Origin of the sequence: Marinobacter sp. 1-4A (genome assembly GCF_016597725.1) — a bacterium.
GTDB lineage: Bacteria > Pseudomonadota > Gammaproteobacteria > Pseudomonadales > Oleiphilaceae > Marinobacter.
Genome location: NZ_VCGY01000002.1, coordinates 563,270 through 582,493, shown reverse-complemented (window position 1 = coordinate 582,493; position 19,224 = coordinate 563,270). Strand labels below are relative to the sequence as shown.

21 protein-coding genes are annotated in these 19,224 nt (G+C 53.3%); 11 read left to right on the top strand and 10 right to left on the bottom strand.

Features of this window, described 5'->3' with window-relative positions:
* The first annotated feature begins 45 nt into the window (after window positions 1–45).
* The 6 genes from FE845_RS06405 (at window position 46) to tnpB (ending at window position 6,864) form a co-directional block, all read left to right on the top strand.
* Window positions 46–486, top strand: a complete 441-nt coding sequence (locus FE845_RS06405; protein WP_200362509.1) for a hypothetical protein — start codon at window positions 46–48, stop codon at window positions 484–486.
* 72 nt (window positions 487–558) lie between these two features.
* Entirely contained in the window at window positions 559–5,073 is a 4,515-nt protein-coding gene (locus tag FE845_RS06400) for an RHS repeat-associated core domain-containing protein (RefSeq protein WP_200362507.1), read from the top strand.
* Complete coding sequence (locus tag FE845_RS06395; protein WP_200362505.1) at window positions 5,070–5,537, top strand: hypothetical protein; 468 nt, start codon at window positions 5,070–5,072, stop codon at window positions 5,535–5,537. Before FE845_RS06400 ends, FE845_RS06395 begins: the two co-directional genes overlap by 4 nt.
* 15 nt (window positions 5,538–5,552) lie before the next feature.
* Window positions 5,553–5,921: a hypothetical protein gene (locus tag FE845_RS06390; RefSeq protein WP_200362503.1), complete on the top strand. Its 369-nt coding sequence runs from the start codon at window positions 5,553–5,555 to the stop codon at window positions 5,919–5,921.
* Window positions 5,922–6,298: 377 nt separating this feature from the next.
* Complete coding sequence (gene tnpA, locus FE845_RS18960) at window positions 6,299–6,526, top strand: IS66 family insertion sequence element accessory protein TnpA (RefSeq protein WP_413785075.1); 228 nt, start codon at window positions 6,299–6,301, stop codon at window positions 6,524–6,526.
* The gene (gene tnpB, locus FE845_RS06385) at window positions 6,523–6,864 is read left to right on the top strand and encodes an IS66 family insertion sequence element accessory protein TnpB (protein ID WP_200362501.1); all 342 of its coding nucleotides are present in this window, start codon (window positions 6,523–6,525) and stop codon (window positions 6,862–6,864) included. Before tnpA ends, tnpB begins: the two co-directional genes overlap by 4 nt.
* A 25-nt stretch (window positions 6,865–6,889) precedes the next feature.
* On the opposite strand, the gene FE845_RS06380 is transcribed toward tnpB, so the two are convergent.
* The 3 genes from FE845_RS06380 to FE845_RS06370 all read right to left on the bottom strand — a co-directional run bounded on the left by FE845_RS06380 (window position 6,890) and on the right by FE845_RS06370 (window position 8,985).
* Window positions 6,890–7,534 carry a hypothetical protein gene (locus FE845_RS06380; protein WP_200362498.1) on the bottom strand — a complete coding sequence of 215 codons (645 nt, stop codon included), beginning with the start codon at window positions 7,532–7,534 and terminating at the stop codon, window positions 6,890–6,892.
* An 87-nt stretch (window positions 7,535–7,621) separates the two neighbouring features.
* Window positions 7,622–8,107: a hypothetical protein gene (locus FE845_RS06375; protein WP_200362496.1), complete on the bottom strand. Its 486-nt coding sequence runs from the start codon at window positions 8,105–8,107 to the stop codon at window positions 7,622–7,624.
* Between the two features lie 2 nt (window positions 8,108–8,109).
* Entirely contained in the window at window positions 8,110–8,985 is an 876-nt protein-coding gene (locus tag FE845_RS06370) for a M15 family metallopeptidase (RefSeq protein WP_200362494.1), read from the bottom strand.
* A 412-nt stretch (window positions 8,986–9,397) separates the two neighbouring features.
* Here FE845_RS06370 and FE845_RS06365 point away from each other — a divergent pair, with 412 nt between their 5' ends.
* From FE845_RS06365 to FE845_RS06350, 4 genes are all read left to right on the top strand, one after another.
* The gene (locus FE845_RS06365) at window positions 9,398–9,898 is read left to right on the top strand and encodes a DUF4198 domain-containing protein (protein ID WP_227714117.1); all 501 of its coding nucleotides are present in this window, start codon (window positions 9,398–9,400) and stop codon (window positions 9,896–9,898) included.
* 26 nt (window positions 9,899–9,924) lie between these two features.
* Window positions 9,925–11,094, top strand: coding sequence for a lipase family protein (locus tag FE845_RS06360; protein ID WP_200362492.1), 1,170 nt, complete (start codon window positions 9,925–9,927; stop codon window positions 11,092–11,094).
* A 55-nt stretch (window positions 11,095–11,149) separates the two neighbouring features.
* Window positions 11,150–11,608 (top strand): DUF6795 domain-containing protein, encoded by a 459-nt coding sequence (locus tag FE845_RS06355; protein WP_200362490.1) that lies wholly within the window; start codon window positions 11,150–11,152, stop codon window positions 11,606–11,608.
* A 102-nt stretch (window positions 11,609–11,710) separates the two neighbouring features.
* The gene (locus FE845_RS06350; RefSeq protein WP_200362488.1) at window positions 11,711–12,016 is read left to right on the top strand and encodes a hypothetical protein; all 306 of its coding nucleotides are present in this window, start codon (window positions 11,711–11,713) and stop codon (window positions 12,014–12,016) included.
* 75 nt (window positions 12,017–12,091) lie between these two features.
* On the opposite strand, the gene FE845_RS06345 is transcribed toward FE845_RS06350, so the two are convergent.
* From FE845_RS06345 to mutM, 6 genes are all read right to left on the bottom strand, one after another.
* Window positions 12,092–13,627: a phosphoenolpyruvate carboxykinase gene (locus FE845_RS06345; RefSeq protein WP_200362486.1), complete on the bottom strand. Its 1,536-nt coding sequence runs from the start codon at window positions 13,625–13,627 to the stop codon at window positions 12,092–12,094.
* 174 nt (window positions 13,628–13,801) lie between these two features.
* Complete coding sequence (gene hslO, locus FE845_RS06340) at window positions 13,802–14,656, bottom strand: Hsp33 family molecular chaperone HslO (protein ID WP_200362484.1); 855 nt, start codon at window positions 14,654–14,656, stop codon at window positions 13,802–13,804.
* A 58-nt stretch (window positions 14,657–14,714) separates the two neighbouring features.
* The gene (hslR, locus tag FE845_RS06335) at window positions 14,715–15,122 is read right to left on the bottom strand and encodes a ribosome-associated heat shock protein Hsp15 (RefSeq protein ID WP_200362482.1); all 408 of its coding nucleotides are present in this window, start codon (window positions 15,120–15,122) and stop codon (window positions 14,715–14,717) included.
* Between the two features lie 41 nt (window positions 15,123–15,163).
* Window positions 15,164–15,853: a GMP/IMP nucleotidase gene (yrfG, locus tag FE845_RS06330; RefSeq protein WP_200362480.1), complete on the bottom strand. Its 690-nt coding sequence runs from the start codon at window positions 15,851–15,853 to the stop codon at window positions 15,164–15,166.
* A gap of 67 nt (window positions 15,854–15,920) precedes the next feature.
* Window positions 15,921–16,253: a hypothetical protein gene (locus tag FE845_RS06325; protein ID WP_200362478.1), complete on the bottom strand. Its 333-nt coding sequence runs from the start codon at window positions 16,251–16,253 to the stop codon at window positions 15,921–15,923.
* A gap of 120 nt (window positions 16,254–16,373) precedes the next feature.
* A complete protein-coding gene (mutM, locus tag FE845_RS06320) occupies window positions 16,374–17,186 on the bottom strand; it encodes a bifunctional DNA-formamidopyrimidine glycosylase/DNA-(apurinic or apyrimidinic site) lyase (RefSeq protein WP_200362476.1) in 813 nt (270 codons plus the stop codon).
* A 164-nt stretch (window positions 17,187–17,350) separates the two neighbouring features.
* On the opposite strand from mutM, the gene FE845_RS06315 reads away from it, so the two are divergent.
* The gene (locus FE845_RS06315; RefSeq protein WP_200362474.1) at window positions 17,351–18,529 is read left to right on the top strand and encodes a fatty acid desaturase; all 1,179 of its coding nucleotides are present in this window, start codon (window positions 17,351–17,353) and stop codon (window positions 18,527–18,529) included.
* On the opposite strand, the gene rsmD is transcribed toward FE845_RS06315, so the two are convergent.
* Window positions 18,505–19,152 carry a 16S rRNA (guanine(966)-N(2))-methyltransferase RsmD gene (gene rsmD, locus FE845_RS06310; protein ID WP_200362472.1) on the bottom strand — a complete coding sequence of 216 codons (648 nt, stop codon included), beginning with the start codon at window positions 19,150–19,152 and terminating at the stop codon, window positions 18,505–18,507. The genes FE845_RS06315 and rsmD overlap by 25 nt on opposite strands.
* Window positions 19,153–19,224: the final 72 nt, after the last annotated feature.

Below are 19,224 nucleotides of genomic sequence, written 5' to 3'. Positions count from 1 at the left end.
CTTATGGAGTTTGCGCACCGGGCAAAACGGAGACAAGCCGTGAGAATGAGTTTTTATTGGAGATGGTTGCCGGTTTTACTGATGTTACCTGTGCCAGCGGAGGCAGGAAGCGTCGCTTCTCCGGTGGTTGACGCCAGAGTGATGGAAGTGGGGGTCGTTCGACACCAAGACACCCTATGGCGCTACGCCCGTTTTAGCACCGAGAGCGATTACCCGTGTTTGAGGTTTGAGGCGATTCACCCCGACCAAGGCTGGCGTGAGCTAGAGCGGCTGGATGTGTGCGACATCACGCTTCAGGATGATGCCACACTCGACTTTAGAGAGACCGCTTACACGGATTTCTCGGTGATCGAGTTTAGCCGAGAGCACAGTGCCTTTACTTTTGAGGTGGAATACATCCGCCGGACGGCGGCGGGGGAGCAGAGTGTGTTTTGCACGTTGCCCGTTTCTCATAAAGAGAACTTCGGACATTTAGTGTGCCGGTGATGAATACCAACACCGGAAAGGCCAAGCTGGCCAGATGTTACACCGGACGCATTAAGCAAGGATTGCACAAGTATGGCCAGTCATATCGAATTTAACGGCGCAGATGGCTACAAGTATATTGTTGTGCGGCCAGACACTTACGATGGCCCTCAAGGTCCAGAGAACGCTGAGGGCAACGAAGACTGGAGCCAGTGGCTGCGCAACCGCTTTAGCCCCGGGTTCGCCAATGAAAGCACCCAATGGCTGAGTGTGCTCCAAAGCCATGGTGTTTCACTCCACGTAGCGAGTAATAGCGACCTGCTATTCCGGCATGTTGCTCAGATGCTTCGAGAGCGGCAGCTGGCTATCTACAAAGTGCCTTTGCACAGCCTGCCGCCAAGTGAAGGCAGTGGCGGTGGTGGGGGAGGCAGCAGCACTGCCCGTACGGGCAACGCCCCAGCAAGTGCCGCATCATCTGCCCCTACAGGCAGCTCGAAAGCAAAGCAAGCCGATACCGACGACCCCGGAGCCAACACCGCTGACATGCAGTGCCAAGGTGATCCGGTAGCGCCTGTAACGGGTGAAGAAATCCTCGATATTGAGGACTTCGTTATAGAAGGCCCCATGCCCCTTACGTGGACGCGCCGCTACCGCTCAGGATACTGCGAGAGACAGTTGGGCTTCGGAGCAGGCTGGGCCATTACGTGCTTACGGCAGATACATTTTGATGGCGACCACCTCTGGATACTCGATAAAGACAGCCGATCCCTGCGCCTTAAAGCACTCGCACCGGGTGAGATAACTTGGCAGGTTCATACCGGCCTGAGGGTGGAGCGGCGCCAAGACAACCAAATAGTGTTGACCGAAGCCAACGGGATGGCCTGGATATTGGCCACACAAGACAACAAAACCTGGTTGCCTGTGAGTGTGCAAAACCTGACAGGCCAACAGTGGCGTTTCCACTATGACGCTGAATTCAGGCTTTCTCATCTGCGGCTGAATGGCCATGCCGCCGTGGTGTTCAGCTACAACAAGCATCACCCGGAGCGGGTACACGCCATACACTTGGAAAACGGTGAGCAGCGTCGCCTCTTGGCGCTTTACAGCTACGATGATCAGGGCAACCTGCTGCGCGCCGAAAGCGATCATGGCACCGAACAGTACCAGTATCAGGGGCACTTGCTCACCCACCGCGAATTACCCACCGGGTACACCTTCCACTTCGAATGGCAAGGCCACGGTGAGCGTGCGCGTTGCCTCCGCAGCCGGGGTGAGCAGGGCCACCACGACTTCCAGTTCGACTACCAGCCCGAGCGCTACCTAACACAGGTACGCGATGCCCACGGCAACGTTCAGGTATTTCATTACGACGACAACGGCCGCATCCTCGCCCGGCAAGACCCTGATGGCGCACTCTGGCAATGGGCCTACGATGGCCTAGGGCGCTTGGTGCAGGAAACCCGGCCCGATGGTGCGCAAACCCAACACCGTTACGATCGTCACGGCCGCAAAGCTGAAACCATCGAGCCCGACGGCCGCAGCCACCGGTGGCACTACAACGAACTGGGCTTCTGCACCACTGAAACGCACCCGGATGGCCGCACCCACAGGCGCCGCGTTGATCTGGCCGGTCGCCTGCTCAGCGAAGACCGCCCAGATGGCAGCCAATGGCACTACCAGTACGATGCTGACGGTTGGCCATTACAGGCCACCAGCACCACCGGAGAAACCACCGAGTTGGGCTGTGCCGACACAGGCCACCTTCTGGCGAGCAATCGCAACGGCCAGCTTCAGCGCTTTGCCTTCCACCCGGATGGCCGCGTGGCTGGCAAGCTGGAACAGGGCTTGGTAACCCAATACGACTATCAAGGCCAGCGCCTACTGGCGGTGCACCAATACCCCGAACAAGCACCGGAACAAAAACGCAGCCGCCAGTACCACTATGACAAGGCTGGCCGCCTGACCGACTACACCACGGCCCAAGGTGACCAGCACGGCTACGAATACGGCCCTTTGATGCGCCCATTGGCTTATCGCCGACCCGATGGTCACAAGGTTAAGTACCAGTACGATCTCAGCGAACGCCTGACTGCCATCACCCGAGCCGATGGCCAGCAGTGGCAGCTGGGCTGGAACGCCCAAGGCCACATCGACCGTTGCGCCGCCCCCGACGGCCGCGATATACGGTTTCAGTACAACACCGCCGGGCACATCACCCACCGTGAACACCCCGGCTTCTGGGCACAACGCACAGAGCGAGACCCAGCTGGCCGGGTACTGACCCAAACCAGCCAAGGCAAAGACCGCAAAGCCGTCACCCGCCACTACCGTTACGACGCCTTTGGCCGCCGCACCCACGCCAGTTGCGCCGACCGCAAACTGCACTGGGCCTATAACACCGTCGGCCAGATCACCGAACACCATCAGGACCGCCACCGCACCACCTACGGCTACGGCCCCGGTGGCCGGATAGAAACGATCCACCTGCCCGACGGCACCACCGCCCATTACCACTACGACCCACAAGGCCGTTGGCATACCCTGAGCGTGAATGGCGACACCCTGATCGAACGCACTTTCGACAGCCAGAACCGGGAAACCACCCGCACAGCGGGCAGCAATACCCAAAGCCAGCTGCACGACCGCTACGGCTGCCTGATCAAACGCAAATGGCAAGGCCAGCAAAGTGCCACAAGACGCTACCGCTGGGACGCCGAAAACCGCCTGGAAGCCACCCAGGACAGCCTGACCGGCGACACCCACTACCAGCGGGACAGCCAGGGCCAGCTGATCCAGGAAAACGACACAACCTACCTCTACGACCTGGGCGGCAACCGACTCCCGGAAGGCGGCCAGATTGAACAGGATCGCCTGATCAGAAGTGGCGACAATAAACGTACCTATGATGCACTCGGCGCGGAAATCCGCATCACTGGCCACACCACCGAACACCGCACCTTCGACGCCGAAGGCCAGCTCATCGAATTCAAACGCCCCGAATTGCACATCACCTACGGCTACGACGCCCTGGGCAGAAGAGCCTGGCGCAAAACGGAAGCAGGCACCACCACCTACCTGTGGCACAACGACGTCCTATTGGGGGAGCAGAACCCCGAAGGCCACTGGCAGTGGTACCTGAGAGACCCGCAAACCGATGAGCCCTTAATCACGCTGATCGACGATCAACCCTACTACTACGAACTGGATCATCGAATGATGCCTGTTCGGTTGTGGGATCAGGAGGGGCAAAAGGTCTGGGAGGGCAACTCGGATGCCTGGGGCAACTGCCAGGCCGACACACTCAATCACGGGATTCACCAGCCACTCAGATTGCCGGGGCAGTTTGAGGACGAACTGACGGGGATCGTTCAGAATCGGTTTCGGGATTATGACCCGGCTACTGGACGGTATCTGACGCCGGATCCGTTGGGAGTGCAGGGCGGCCTCAATACATACCGTTATACTCGGAACCCTTTAGATTATATCGACCCGCTGGGTCTGAGTAGTTGTGAGACTTCCGGCGTAACTCCGGAAGATGCGATGAAAGGCGAAGAAGGGCCTGTCGGCGATGATGGGCCGGCCTTCCAGAACATTGAACTGGCAGGTGCTGCTGCGTTGGCCCGAGCGCCCGCTCCGGTTCCGACACCACCAACATCAATCGTTCCCCGTGTGATAACCGGTGCGGCGGCGAATGATGCAGTGTATGCCGCCGAGCGGTCGTTACTTTCCAGAGCTCTGCCAGCTCTGGGAACGGCGGCAACGTTTGTGACCGGGATGCTTTATAGTCCGGAACTGGGCGGGGGGCTGGAACATATCAACGCTCCGGATGGCACTGTATACAGTAAACATGGTGATGAACGAATTTGGAATGCCAGCGGGATTGATGGTTCTACGTGGCAAACGGCCTCACCGCAGGAGGACATGGAATATCGGACTTGGTTGGCGAATGGAGGCGAGGGGTCATTCGAGGAATGGCGGGCTAGTGGTAAGCCTAAAGATGTGGTTCCTGATGGGGCAGCAAGCGTTCCAAATAATACAGCGAACGCCAAAGTGCCTGACCATGTTCCCATGAGCCAAAGTGAGTATGACCGCATCATTAACCTTGAAAAAGGTAATCGTCCTGAGGACGTTACTGACTACCTTCCGCAAGACTATGTGGATGCTCATCTAGAGAAGTTTGAAAAGGAAGGTGGAGCTTTTATTGTTGTGGAAGGATGGATTGCTAGCCCTAGGCCAGATCGCCAAGCATTTCAGGCTAAGGGAAAATTTGTTGGCCTTCGCTCGGAAATGGATGAGGTGATTAAGAAATATAAGGAATCTGGAAAAGATTGGCGTGTTCTTAGGGATGAACTAAACCTCGGCGAGAACGCTGATTTGTCTAACGAGCGCATTGTCTATGTGACGCTTCCTCCCAAAGATTCAAGATTCAGTTACGAAATGCCAACTGGAAATGAGCCGGGTGCATACGAAGGTGAGTGGGTGCCGGGCGGTTATACGAAGAATGGGACAGCTGAAGCATCATTAATAGGCGGGGATAAAATAAAGCACAATAGTAATGTTGATGATATTTCCAACTTGCTGGGAGACAATGTGGAGCGACTTCAATGAATGACAACCTATTCGAAGTAGCATTGCGTAATAATGACGCATCAAAGTTTTTTAAGGGTGAAGACGGCTATTTTTTGAGAAATCCAGAAACAGGTGAGCACTCGTTTTATGTTCACATGAGTGGCTGGGTCGTAAACTATATAAAGCAAAGTGAACATAGGTTGATAGAGTTTAAGGATGCTTTTGAGATCTTTATGAAGAGTTCTGATCCCTCGAGTGAATCTGATTTTGAGTGTGTTATGGAGAATGTTTTTTCCTTTATCTCGTTGCGTGGGCGAGGCCTTATTCATGATTATATTTCTTTTCGATCTGACGAAGATCGGCTGTTTTCTGCGTTTAAGAATTTCTTCGAAAATTCAAAGAGATGTTCTTTCTATGAAAAGTGGAAATATTATGTAAAGATGTTGTGTGAATACTGCAGGCTTCATAATGAACCTAAATTAGCTTCATTGATTTGCTCTTGATTTTTGGGGGTGGTTTTGAATTTTCCATATAATTTGAAAGAAACTTTTACAGAAGCTCGCAGTAAGGGAAATATGGCCCTAGCGCTTCCCGCTTTATTATCCAGCCAGCTCTACGTCGTGGGTATAGATATGAGCGCTCAGGGGGAAGGGTTTGAGTTTGCTCTGACCAAATCTCCAAAGGACGGGGAGCTATGTGTGACCGCTTCCGAGAATCCAGCGAGTGTGACTTTTAAGGAGTGGGATGTGGCTCAATTTTATGGCCGTGAACTGCTTCAGAAGGCGCCTCAAAACGCCGGTGTGTTAATCGCCTATGAGTCTGGGGGTGACTATCTTTCAAGAGAGCAAATTGACCATTTTCTTTCGCTGCTAGATAAGCCCTCATAACCTACAGCACGGTGGACGGGTAGAGTTAAGAAGGAAGGTCAGCAAAGAGCAGCTCGAACAGCTGTTCAGATGAACTAGTTCAGGTCCTCTTGTGCTCTTCACATCTTGATGATTGGTTGAACACCCTCAACTGACGTCACACCACTGGGCTGGTGTCGCATCCGCTTGGCATGGGTGCGACCTGTCTTTGCATTCATGCGAGGGACTTCGGCCCGTCTGAGCCCGCGAAGTAAGCGTTCATTCCAAGACGTCCTGCCACCTCGCTGAAATTCGCCCTACAGTAACCTCACATTTTTCAACACGAGGTTACTCCCATGAGAAAGCACCGCACACCAGAACAGTGGCAAGCTCTGGTCGATCAGTAGCGCGACAGTGGTCTGTCAGCACCACAGTTTTGTAAACAGGGAAATATCGGTTACGCCAGTTTCTGTAACTGGCGCAAACGCCTTTCTGACCCGTCGACGGATGAGTCATCAGGTTCCGGTGAAGCCGGTTTTCTCGATCTCTCGTCGTTGATGGGCAACTCTCCATCCTCCGGCCCAGGCTGGAACATTGTGCTGAGCCTGGGCAACGGTGTGGAGTTGCGGCTGAGCCAGAACGGATGATCGGGCTCGATAGCCAGGCGCGGATCTGGCTGTGCAACGAGCCCACCGATATGCGCAAGTCATTCCGGGGCCTCAGTGCTCTAGTTCGAAATCAGTTAAAGCATGATCCGCTTTGCGGTCAGTATTTCGTCTTCGTTAATCGTCGCAAGACCCAGATGAAGATGCTGTGCTTTACGGCCACTGGGCTGAAAATCGCCGGTTATTTCAGTATCTATATCACGGCACTTTGTTGGTTGGTATGGCCCGTTACTTTTGCTTTTGTGCTGTACCTGGCCAAAGTGACGCTGCTGGTGTCATTTATTAGCATGATGGCCAGTACGATGATGGAGTTGGAGTGAGGTATTGGGCAAAGCTGAGAGCCGGTTATCCGCCGGGCCAGAATTTGCCGCCATCAAGCCCTGCAATTACTCGCTCAAGGTTTCGCCGAGCTAGTGTCTCTCGCTCGCGAAAGAAAATTTCGGTGTGGTAAATTGCAGGCTGATCGAGAAAAGCCTGCAGTACCTTTGACCGCCCCTCTTTATAAATTATCTCCGGTACCCACTGATATTCTTCTCGAATTTGCTTTTCATACACATCAAAAATTTCAGATGATGTGCCTAAAATGGAAAGGTCTATGTCGAGGAGGTAGCGCTCTTCCAAAGAGTCAGGAATGCTGGGGTGCTTAGTTGCCATGATCAGTTTATGGACAAGGTTGCGATTCTCTTCAGAGATATTCAGTTTTGCGAGTGTCTCAAAGGCATAGTTCGCGCTTTGTGCTTCATTATCGTTTTTGTGGGTGTCGTAGATGACGTCGTGATACCAGATGGCCATCTCGATAGCGTGAAAATTTGTCAGTTGATCCCTGATGCTATCCAAGTGGCGGAGGCACGCGTCAATATGCTGAAAATTATGGTAGGCACGGTGGGGTTCCGCGTAGTGTGCGCGTAAACGTTTATAAGCGTTCGCCGCTAGGTCTTTTGGGGCTTCAGGGAACAGTGCTAACCACCGTTCATAGTGCAGGTCTAACACACCTACCCCCCTTCGCTCTGCCAGCTTTTCCGAGGCTGTGAAAATGGAGCTAACCATGCTCCCGCATGGCGTGCAAATGCTGGAAGGTTATGTTTTTACATCAACTCTGAGTAGTCCATTCTCCTCTTCAAAGTCTACCCGCACCTCATCCGGACTAAACTGGTAAAGATAATCAGGAATGTCCCGTCCTTCAAATCGTCGTTGAACAAAGTCGTACACCTGAGGCTCCAGAATAGGGCCGGGGTAGAGGTAACCTTGAGCTTCATTCTGTTTAATGAAAACGACAGAGTAGTGGGTGAGGGTAAAACCAAACTCGATCGGGAGTTTGGGGGTCGTTGCCTGCGGGTCTAGTGCAAAAAATGCCCAGTGATCGCCAGCAGAAGCGGCAAAGTTGTTGAGATAGTGCGCGAAGTCGCCATAAGTCTCGTCGGTTTTGTCAGGATTGGGGCTGGTAGTGATGACGATGGCTTTGCCTGCATGCCAGGCCTCCACCAGTGGATGGGTGTCGGCCGACGCGCAGGCGGATATCAATAGCGCCAGCCCTAGAGTAATTGATGAACGTAGTAGCTTCATGGTCAATTTAGGTTCTTGAGAGGTATCGGGTGATTATTGGCGATGGTGCGCTGGTTGAAGAAGAACTTGAATTCATAGGCATCGCCATAGGGGTTCAGCCGCTTGTCGAAGTGGGGCGTATCGGGATTGGAAAAATTTCCGCCCCAGCGGTAACCAGCGTTTTTCATATCGTTGATAAAGTTGGTTGCCCCTTCGGTCTGTCGACCGGCGGCAAAAGTGCGGCTGTTGTTCCAGTTGCTGCCATCAACAATGTTGCAGTCGATAGCGTGGCCAATCAAATGTTGAGAGCGGGTTGCCGGGGTTACCACGGCACCGGAAACCGGTACGCCATTTACCCGAAACGCCTGGTTTAGCACTAGCTTCACACAGCGTTCACCGGCTTTTTTGTTGGCAGTGCTGAGCAGGTCAGCGGCAGCTGCGGAAAGCACTACGTCGCCCTCACAAACCGACACGTGGCTCAGTACTCGGAAACCATCGCCGACTTCGACGTGGTCCAGTTGTTTGCTGTCTAACCGTATAAGGTCGCCTGTACTGACATAGCCTTGAGCGACCCACCGGTTAAGCTCACTGGCTGTCTGGGTGTCCAGTCGCCCGCTTAAGGCCTGAGTGACTTTGCAGGTGTCGGTTACTAAAGACTGATTGAATCGCCTGTAGGGGTGCGCTGTGAGGCACCACTGGAACATTTTGAGCGCCTGCTCGGTGCCGGGCCCGAATTGACCATCCACAATGGCTAGGGGAATGTCTACCGCTCGCAGAGCCTCCTGCAATGCGGTGACATAGCTTGCAGCGTTCGGACGCCGATGGCCGCCAAAAATTTGTTTTTTGTCACTGTCACCACTCTTGAGCTCGAACGGGCCGAAACATGAAGACCTTGCCATTGGATGTCCTTATCTCTTTTGGTTCAGAAGCAGAGCCCGCGAATGAGCGGGCTGTAGAATTTTTACGGATACCTACACTTTGACTGGCAGGGAAGAGATTGGCGCGTGCGATCCTTCCATGTGATCTGAGCCAGCATCCTGAGGTGGACAGTAGGCGGCACTCTTAAGGCTGTCAATGACGCCTTCGGTTGCACATTACTCGTTAATTAAAAATAACGCCTCCAACAATTGACACCCAATACAGCCTACATTAATGTTGATTTTCAAATTGGCCAGGAAGGCGTTACGTTCAGGGATTTAGAACATGTAGTTACTTTCAGTACATCGTTAATTGGTTTGAAAGTACCCTGCCTAAAAACACCAATGTTCTTCATCTACTGACTCGTACCTTCTTTTCCGGGACGGTGTTGTCTTGTTTAAGCGCTTCTGGATTTTTTCTGTTATTGCATTGGCCGTTTTAATGGCGACTGGGGTTTACGCAGGTATGTTTGGGTTTACTAAAAAAACAACTGTTCATCTTTCTCCACTGGTTGAGGGCGTTGTAACCCTAAATGGGCAGCCTCTTGTGGGAATTGAGGTGTATAGAACTCTTGATTACGACCAAGAGTACAAGGATAAGGCTCTTACCGATGCGGAAGGGCGCTTTGCCTTCCCAGAGAAAAATCTAGAGTCACGAAGACCAAATCAATTGGGAGACGAGACGCGAGTCCGTCAGGTGATTGGCTTGGATTATGAAGGGAGGAACTATCTACTCTGGTACGCAGTGCCTGGCGGTATTACTCCCAGAAAAGCTATATCTCAACGTTTAGCTGAAATGAAGTGTGAACTTACAACTCCGGAAAAAGAGCAGGTTTTTGAGAATGTCGAGCGACCGGAGTTTCCCCATAGCGTTTTCAGTATTTGCCGCTGGTAACCTAAAACAAGCAAAGGATTATGCAGATGAAACCTATATCTCCAAGGATGGCGTCAGAGTTCGCGGAACTTGTGTATCAGATTCGAGCGCCTAATACTGAGGGTAATTATCGCGTTCCAGTGGCGCACCTTTCACTATCGCGTGCTTTCGATCTGGATCTATCAGGTGGCCCTGTAACCGGTCGTACGGGTGGGGTATTTGGGTTGTTTCGAAAGACATCCGGATTTGCTTTTCTCGCGAACGGAAAACAGAATTTCGAGGGGCACCATGTGATCGCTGTGCGTGGCACGGCGACTAGTCATGACTGGCTGACCAATGGGAACGTTGGGATATCGACGTCGGTTAATGGTAGCTCTGTTCATGCGGGCTTTAACACTACGTTTGAGAGTATGAAGCCAGCACTTGACCGCCTGCTAACGCCAGCAATAGCTCAGGGGCCAGTGCGAGGTATTCATTGCGTCGGCCATAGTCTGGGGGGAGCTCTGGCTTCGCTCACGGCGGACTGGGTTAGGAGTCGCTATCGGAAGCCGGTAAACCTTTACACCTTTGGCGCGCCCAGAGTTGGAATGATTGGTTATTCTAGATCTGCGTCGGAAGGTGTACACGCCCTTCATCGTTGTACCCACGGTGCCGACCCTGTTCCGAATGTACCGCTTTGGCCTTTTGTTCATGCGCCAACCAGTGGGGCTGAGTATCGTTTGGACGGTGGCACAGGAATTAGTGTCACCGCGCACGGAATGAGTGAAGACGATGTTCCCGGCTACCGCAATACCGCAAACGTTGAAGACTGGTCCCAGCTGCATCGGCGCTCCGAAAGTAACTTGACCCGACCGGTTCGTCTTGAGTATGAGCGCCGTAATGAAGCATTTTTTTCCAGCCAGTGGGCCGATAAACTGTCGGCAGCCCTAATCACACTGCTTCGAGACTCGGGGTACTACGCTGCAGTGGTGGCGCAGGCTGCAATAAGCTCGACGCTGACTTTTTACGACCTATTGGCAAGGACGATAGAGCAGATTGCTGCTGCATCCAGTCGTTTTGCGAATCAGGCGAGGGGGCTTTTGGGGCATATGCTGGCTTTTGCTAGGGTGGCCGTCACCACAGTAACTGAGTTGACCTTTCGCTTCATTCGTTGGGTTTTCGATCAGACAGCGGGAGCGCTATACCGAGCCGTTCGTCAGGCTATAGAGCGGACTTGATATAAGCTTGCTCAAGTGCATGTGCATTTTGTCTGTCGTTGTATCGGGCACTTCAATGGCGACTGAGGCCTGTGCAGAAATGTTTGGTTTCCTTAAGCAATACGATGTTGAGCTTTTTCCTCTAGTCGAAGGCCAGCTTTTTCAGAATGGGGAGCCTCTGGAAGGCGTGGAGATCATAAGAGAAGCGACCTATGACGACGTGGAAACTGAAACGACTGTGACAGATGTAAATGGGCACTTTGCTTTTCCCGGGTGGAGAGCTCGGTCGAATACTCCCGGTAAGCCTCTGATCGAGGCTCGGCTTCGGCAGGTGGTGGCTGCAAGGTATCAGGGTGAGTTTTATATTCTGTGGCAGTACACAACAGATCAAATTACGCCGGAACCTATGATTGCTGATCTTCTGGGGCGTCTTGATTGCGATATTGCGAATGAGCAAGCTGACTACTATTTCCCTATTTCAGATAGTCCGGGTTTTGAGCACATCATTGGTAGTATCTGTAAATTGAAACCCTAACCATAAGGATATGTCGGCAGATACAGGGTTGCTAAGGCTGGCTGAATGGCCTCTTTTACCGAGCTGTCCAAACTGCCTACAAAGGACTTAGGAATAATCGCTATGTCGCTAGATGATTCGTTCTATTTGCGTAATGAGTTGAATCAGCCAGTCGTTTTTACGGCCACACCGAGGCTTGATGAGTCAGGGGCGCCAGAAAGCGAGGCGTTTTTGCCCCACGCCACTTATGCTAAGGAAGCGTTGCGTGCGATTGTTGATGCGCAGCAGGATCCCTTTGCCAATCTGCTTACGGAGTTGTGGCTTTACGCCTACCAAAAGCCGTGGGCTGTGCCTGATACCGTGGAAAAGTTAATTGTGGATATCGCAGACAAAATTGAATGCAGAGAGCTGTTCGTCTATCTGGATTGATCTGCGTTTTCGTACGGGGACGTCGGAAGGTGCGGGCACAAAAAACTCAATCAGAGTCTTTTGTGCCCGATAGTTTTACTGCAGTTTTGGACCGGCTGCGACAATTGAGTCGGAAACATCAAACTTCTTGAAGTTTTCCACGAACTGGTTGATCAGCTCTTCTGCTTTTTTGTCGTAGGCGTCTTTACTAGCCCAAGTGTTCCGTGGGTTCAGTAGGGCGGTATCAACACCCGGTACTTGCTTTGGAACGCTCACATTGAGGGTGGGCAAGTGTTCGGTTTCAACGTCATCCAAGTCGCCGTTTTGAATTCCGCTAATAATCGCACGGGTCGTCGGTATGCTGAAGCGTATGCCTTCGCCGTAGGAACCGCCAGTCCAGCCGGTGTTTACTAGGAAGACCTTACTGCCGTATTCGTCGATGCGCTTCATCAGCAGTTCTGCGTAAACGCCTGCCGGGCGCGGGAAGAATGGAGCGCCGAAACACGTAGAGAAGGTGGATTTGAGCTTGGACGACGAACCCATCTCCGTAGAGCCAACCAAGGCGGTGTAGCCGCTTAGGAAGTGGTAGGCAGCGCCTTCACGGCTCAGGATAGACACCGGGGGCAGAACACCGGTCATGTCACAAGTCAGGAATACAATGTGCGAGGGCTCACCTGCACGGTTTTCCAGCACGCGCTTTTCTACGTGCTCAAGCGGGTAGGCACAACGGGAGTTTTCGGTGAGTGAAACGTCGTTGTAATCCGGCTCACGGGTTTCCGGGTCAATGGTAACGTTTTCAACAATGGCACCGAAGCGGATAGCGTCCCAGATGATGGGCTCGTTCTTCTTGCTTAGGTCGATGCATTTGGCGTAGCAGCCGCCTTCGATGTTGAACACGGTACCCGGGCCCCAGCCGTGTTCATCATCACCGATCAGGAAACGGTGCGGGTCGGCAGACAGGGTGGTTTTACCGGTGCCGGAGAGGCCGAAGAACAGGCAGGTTTCGCCGTCTTCACCTACGTTGGCAGAACAGTGCATCGGGAGTACGTCTTTTTCCGGAAGCAGAAAGTTCTGCACGGAGAACATGGCTTTTTTCATCTCGCCTGCGTAATGCATGCCGGCTAGAAGCACTTTGCGACGGGCGAAGTTAATGATCACGCAGCCATCGCTGTTGGTGCCGTCACGTTCTGGTACGCATTCAAAGTTGGCAGCGTTCAGAATCTGCCACTCTTGCTTATCAGCCTGGTTGTAGCTTTCCGGGCGAATGAACAGATTGCGACCAAACAAGTTTTGCCAAGCGGTCTCGGTGGTCATCTTCACGGGCAAATAGTGCTCAGGGTCTGAGCCTACGTGCACTAAGGAAACAAAGCTGTCTTTTTCAGCAATGTAGGCCTCTACACGATCCCAAAGAGCATCGAATTTATCCGCATCGAATGGGCGGTTGATCGGCCCCCAGTGGATGCTGTCAGAGGTGCTTGGCTCTTCGACAATATAGCGATCCATAGGGGATCTGCCGGTGCGTTCGCCGGTCTTAACGACTAGTGAACCGTTGGAAGCCAGCTGGCCTTCGTTGCGCGCCAGTGCTTGCTCTACCAGCTGTGCTGTACTCAGATCATTATAAGTGTTGCTCACTTCGACCTCGCCCTCGGGATGTCTTAGTGACTGCTCAGGCCGCCTGCCCAAAATTGACGGAAATCTGAACAATCGGGTCAATTCAGGCGCGCTATTATGCCAGAGGCGCCGGTAAAAAACGACTGCTCCAGAAGCCGCATGATTGCTGGCTTCCGGGCGAATTCGTAACCAAGCTTAGTGTAGCGTGTGGCCAGCGAAAAGGTGATCTATATCGTTTCTATCGAAGCGATAGTGTGCGTGGCAGAACTGGCAATCCATATCGATGGCACCCTGCTCCTCCAGTATGCTGTAACACTCGTCTTTGCCTATGGCTTCCAGCGCGACGAGGGTTCTGTCTCTGGAGCAGCTGCACTGAAACGCTACCGCCTCGGCGTCGAAAAGCCGAACGGTTTCTTCGTTAAACAAGCGGTGTAGTAGGGTTTCGCTATCTAATTCAAGCAACTCGGCAGCTTCAACAGTGCGCGCAAGGTGATTGACCCGCTCCCAAAGCTCGTTGTCCTCCTCGGTAGCACCGGGTAGACGTTGGAGCATTAAGCCAGCAGCGCCGTTTTCATTGGAAAATAGAAACAGGCTTGTGGGGATTTGCTCCGAGCGCTCAAAATACTCTTCAAGGCAACCGGCGAGGGTTTCGCGCTCCCGGGGCACAACACCCTGATAGCGGTTGCCCTGTCTAGGGGTAATAGTAATGGCCATGCGACCATCGCCCAGCAGGTTGTGGAAACTGTCTTCGCTTATAGCCTGCTCATCAAATCGCGCTAGGCCACGGATTTTCCGGTCATGGCTGCATTCGGCCATGAGTGTCCGAAGCGGGCCTTCGCCTTGCGCCTGAATGGATAGGGTGCCCTCGAACTTTAAACTGCTACTCATTACGATGCTGGCTACCAGCGCCTCGCCAAGCAGGCCGCGAACGGACTCGGGGTAGGGCGCCTGATTGGTTATTTCCAGAAAGCTTTCGTTAAGCTGAACCCAGGCTCCGCGCACCTGGCTGTGTTCAAATATAAAACGCTGAAACTGGTCGCGGGATGCCATGGTGGTTCTCCTAAAAACTGGGTGCTTAATTAGATAGGCGACATCAGATCGATGTGGCTCAAATGCTGTTCTGGTCGCGAAATTTTTGAATGTCTCGGCGATCTTTCTTGGAAGGCCGACGGGCTGGCGGTAGCTGGGCTGCTTGCATGGTTTTGCGTTGCCACGAGAGATCTTCTCGCTTTTTTACGCTGTCTTCAGTTTCGTGATAGAGCTTCTGGGCTTCTGGCGCACCGCGCCTGCGCTCACTTATATCGTCAACAATCACGACTTTTTCCATAAAGCCGAGGCGCAGGGTGAGTGTGGCGCCAGGCTCAACCAGCCGTCCGGGCTTGCAACGTTGGTTATTGTAGTGAACTTTGCCGCCTTCAACCGCTTCTTTGGCTAGAGCGCGCGTTTTATAGAATCGCGCAGCCCAAAGCCATTTGTCGAGTCTAACCCGTTGATCGTCCGAAGTGGATGCCGCCATGTCTCCTCACCTGATGGGCGTTTGACAGCATTATAGCGCTCTCAGCCATTAGATGGCAGAGGCCTTTGCCGGTGAATGGAAGGCAGAATTTCGTCAAAGTGATGAACACAGGGTATGTCGGGATGCGTCTCCCGGGCAGCTTGCGTACTATCTGGAGCCAAAATACCCAAGCACTGAGCAATGCCTGCGGCTCGAGCACTTTCTAAAACGGGGAAGCTGTCATCCACCATCAGAGTGGTGGCGGCGCGGTATGGCGCCAATTGCTGTAGGTCTTGCCAAAACGCGGTATCTTCTTTGGGTTTGCCCAGTTGGTGACTAGAAACAATGTTGTCTACAAAACTGTCGAGGCCTGTGCGTTGTAACTTTAACTCAAGGGGGTCGGGATGGCAGTTGGTTACGATGACCGATCTCAGCCCGGTTTTTTTGAGTGCTTGGAGGAAGTTCGCTACGTGAGGGCGGTAACCAATTCGGTCGCCGACTTCGGACTTTAGGCCCGTAATGTCCATAGCGAGCCGCTCACTCCAATAATCGGTGCAATACCAGTTCAGAGTGCCTCTCTCGGCCATGATCATGCTGATAAGTTGGTGCTTTGCTTCGCCGGGGTGCAGGTCGTAATGTTCGGCGTAGCGCCGGGGCAGGTGTTCCAGCCAGAAGTGGTTGTCGAAGTGCAGATCAAGCAGTGTGCCGTCCATGTCCAGGAACACGGTTTCGAGAGACGTCCAGTTGATCATAGATAAAAACAGCCTGAAGAATTTTCGTCAGGCTGCCGCAGATGCCAGCAAGAGGCAAGCCGGAATGTTACTTATCAGACTGCTCGACAGTCTCGGTTTTTTGGCCAGTTGTGGTGCAGCCAAGGCAGCGTACAAAAGTCGCTTTCGCTGGGCCCACTACCAACGTTTCTCCAGCTTCAGCGGCATTACCGCCAAGCAGTGAAAACGGTAGGGATACTAGATAAACGGCGGTTCCAACAACAGTAGTGGCTAGTAGAACGGGGCGCACAAACACTGCGTCACCGGCCATCGCCAAGGCGGACGGGCTTTCATCTATGGCTCGGGCGTGGCCTACGGATGAAAAAGCTAACAAGCAAGCCGCTAGCGTGGCCATCAAGGTGCGTGAAATGGTGCGGGTCATTGTGTGTCTCCTGAGTGTTAATCCTCTGTTAACTATGAATCATATTTGCGTATTTTCAAACGAATATTCGTTGAGAATTGTGCATTCTCATGGGGTTTAGGCCGGGAGTCGCCAGAGAAACTACCTCTGGCACCGAGTGCAGTACACCGTTGACCGACCGCTCATGCGGATTTCCTTCAAGGGTGTTTCGCACTCTGGGCAGGGCTCCCCTGTTCGGCCATAAACGAGCAATGATTGAGCAAAGTAGCCCGGCTTGCCATCACTATTCACGAAGTCCCTCAGGGTCGTACCGCCCATCAAAATCGCAGCACTGAGAATTTCGCGAATGGCCTCCGCAAGGCGTTGATAGCGATCGAGGCTGATGCGCCCAGCTTTGCGTCGGGGGTGAATGCCAGCTTTGAATAAGGCCTCGTTGGCGTATATGTTGCCTACGCCCACAACCACGTGGCTGTCCATAATGAAGGCTTTCACTGGGGTGTTTTTTGAGCGCGAGAGTTGGAAGAGCATTCGGCCATTGAACTCCGGTGATAAAGGCTCTGGGCCGAGGCTGGCAATTAATGGGTGCGCCGCAGCAGGGTCGGCCCACAACCAACAACCGAATCGACGGGGATCATTGAAGCGAAGAGTAACGCCGGAACCCAGCACAAGGTCGATATGGTCGTGTTTCTGTGCTGGCGCGTTATCGGTGATGATGCGAAGGCTACCGGACATGCCCAAGTGGATGATGGCTGTGCCATGATCCAGATTCAGGAACAGGTATTTCGCGCGCCTGTCCACTGTTCGGATCATCTGGCCTTCCATTTGTTCAGCGATGTTCTCAGGCACGGGCCAGCGTAGGCTGCCATTGCGAACCTTGATTTTGTCGATGGTTTGGCCTTCACAGTGTGGCGCAATGCCGCGCCTTGTGGTTTCCACTTCGGGTAATTCGGGCACGCAGACTGTCTCCGGTCAAATGTGTGAGCCGTAATGTTGCGCAAATGTGAACAGTAACAAATTTGCATTTTAAAGCTGTTGTTCTGGCTAACAGCTGTACGCTAAAGTAATCGTGCCGGTGCCAAAAATTGCAGGCGCCCAAGATTTTGATTTGAGGATAAATTATGTGGTTTAACGGTCTCCTTGACCTATCAGTGATGCAGCTGATTTTAGTTGCTTTGGGTATGACCCATATCACTATCATCAGTGTAACGCTCTATCTGCATCGCCATTCAGCTCACAACTCATTGGATTTGCACCCTGTTCTGAAGCACTTTTTCCGCTTTTGGTTGTGGCTGACCACTGCCCAGAATACCAAAGAATGGACCGCGATCCATCGTAAGCATCACGCCAAGTGCGAAACGGCGGAAGACCCACATAGCCCAGTGGTGCTTGGGATAAAGAAGGTGTTGTTTGAAGGCGCGGAACTCTATGCGTCGGCGGCTACACCCGAGACTCTTGAACGTTACGGCCAGCGTACTCCGGATGACTGGGTCGAGCGCAACATATATAGCCGCCATAAGGTGTTGGGTATTGCGCTGATGGCGGTTGTTAACTTAGCGTTGTTTGGTGTGCATGGTATTTGGATTTGGGCTGTGCAAATGGTCTGGATACCCTTCTGGGCAGCCGGCGTGGTGAACGGAGTTGGCCACTGGATGGGCTACCGTAATTTTGAGTGTGCAGACAATGCCCGCAACATTTCTCCGTTAGGCATTTTGATTGGTGGTGAAGAACTGCACAATAACCACCATACCTACCCGAACTCATCCAAGCTCTCGCGTCGTTGGTACGAGGTGGATATCGGCTGGGGCTACATCCGCACTTTCCAGCTGTTTGGTCTAGCCAAGCCCAAAGGATATCGGCCCATTGCGCATTATGTACCGGGTAAGCAGGATGTCGATGTCGAAACCGTTCAGGCCATTGCCAACAACCGGTTTGATATCATGCGCCAATATCGCAAGCGCGTAACAGAGCCGGTTCTGCGCCAGCAAAAGAGCCTGATGGATGACGAGATTCGGCCCCGTTACCGAAAGCTCAAGCAGCTTTTGTCCCGGGAAGTCACCCTCATAAAGCCACGTGAGAAAGAAACGCTGGAGTCGGCTCTGGAAAGCAACGCTGTTTTGCGCCAGATCTACGAGATGAGCAACGACTTACAGGCTCTCTGGCGCCAGCGTGGACTTAAACCACAGGATAAGCTGCACGCATTGATGGAGTGGTGCAAGGAGGCTGAAGCCAGCGGCATCCGGTATCTAGAAGAGTTTGCCGCTCATTTGCGGGCCTATTCGTTGCGCCCCGCAGCCTGAGCGACCCGGTATAGACAGTAAGTGACCTGTCCTGCGGTTTTTTGCCGGTGCAGCTGCCAGTCGGCGGGTGCAGCCGGTGTGGGCAGGTCGCTCTCATGCTCCACATAGACCCATCCCCCAGACTTAACCCAGCCGTGAGAATCCAGCAGCGGAAGTAGCGTTGTTAACCAGCCCTGCCGGAATGGCGGGTCCATAAACACGATATCGAACGGCTGCCGCGCCCGCTGGCTGAGATAAGTGTCTACGTTGGTGCAGGTAACCGTGCCAGCCTGAGAGCCAAGAAACCGAAGGTTGTTGCGCAGCGCCGTTGCCAGAGCGGGGTTGTTGTCAACCAGCGTGGCATGGGCGGCACCTCTGGAAAGCGCCTCTAAGCCAAGTGCGCCCGAGCCGGAAAACAAATCTAAACAGTCGCTTCCCGCCAAATGAAATGAAAGCCAGTTGAACAGGGTTTCCCGCGTGCGTGCTGGCGTTGGGCGCACCCCTCCAGCGTCCGGGAAGCGAAGTTTACGGCTGCGCCAGTCGCCGCCGATAATGCGTAGCTCTCCGCTGGTTCCCGGGTTCCGGGCTGCGCCTTTTTGGGGCTTGCTTGAAAGCCGCGGGCCTGAGGGTTTTCTTCGTGCCATATCCTAAGCTCCGGAAGCTGACTGGGTTCTTGCTGGCTGCCGTATATTAGCGGATAACCGGCGTTCCATGAT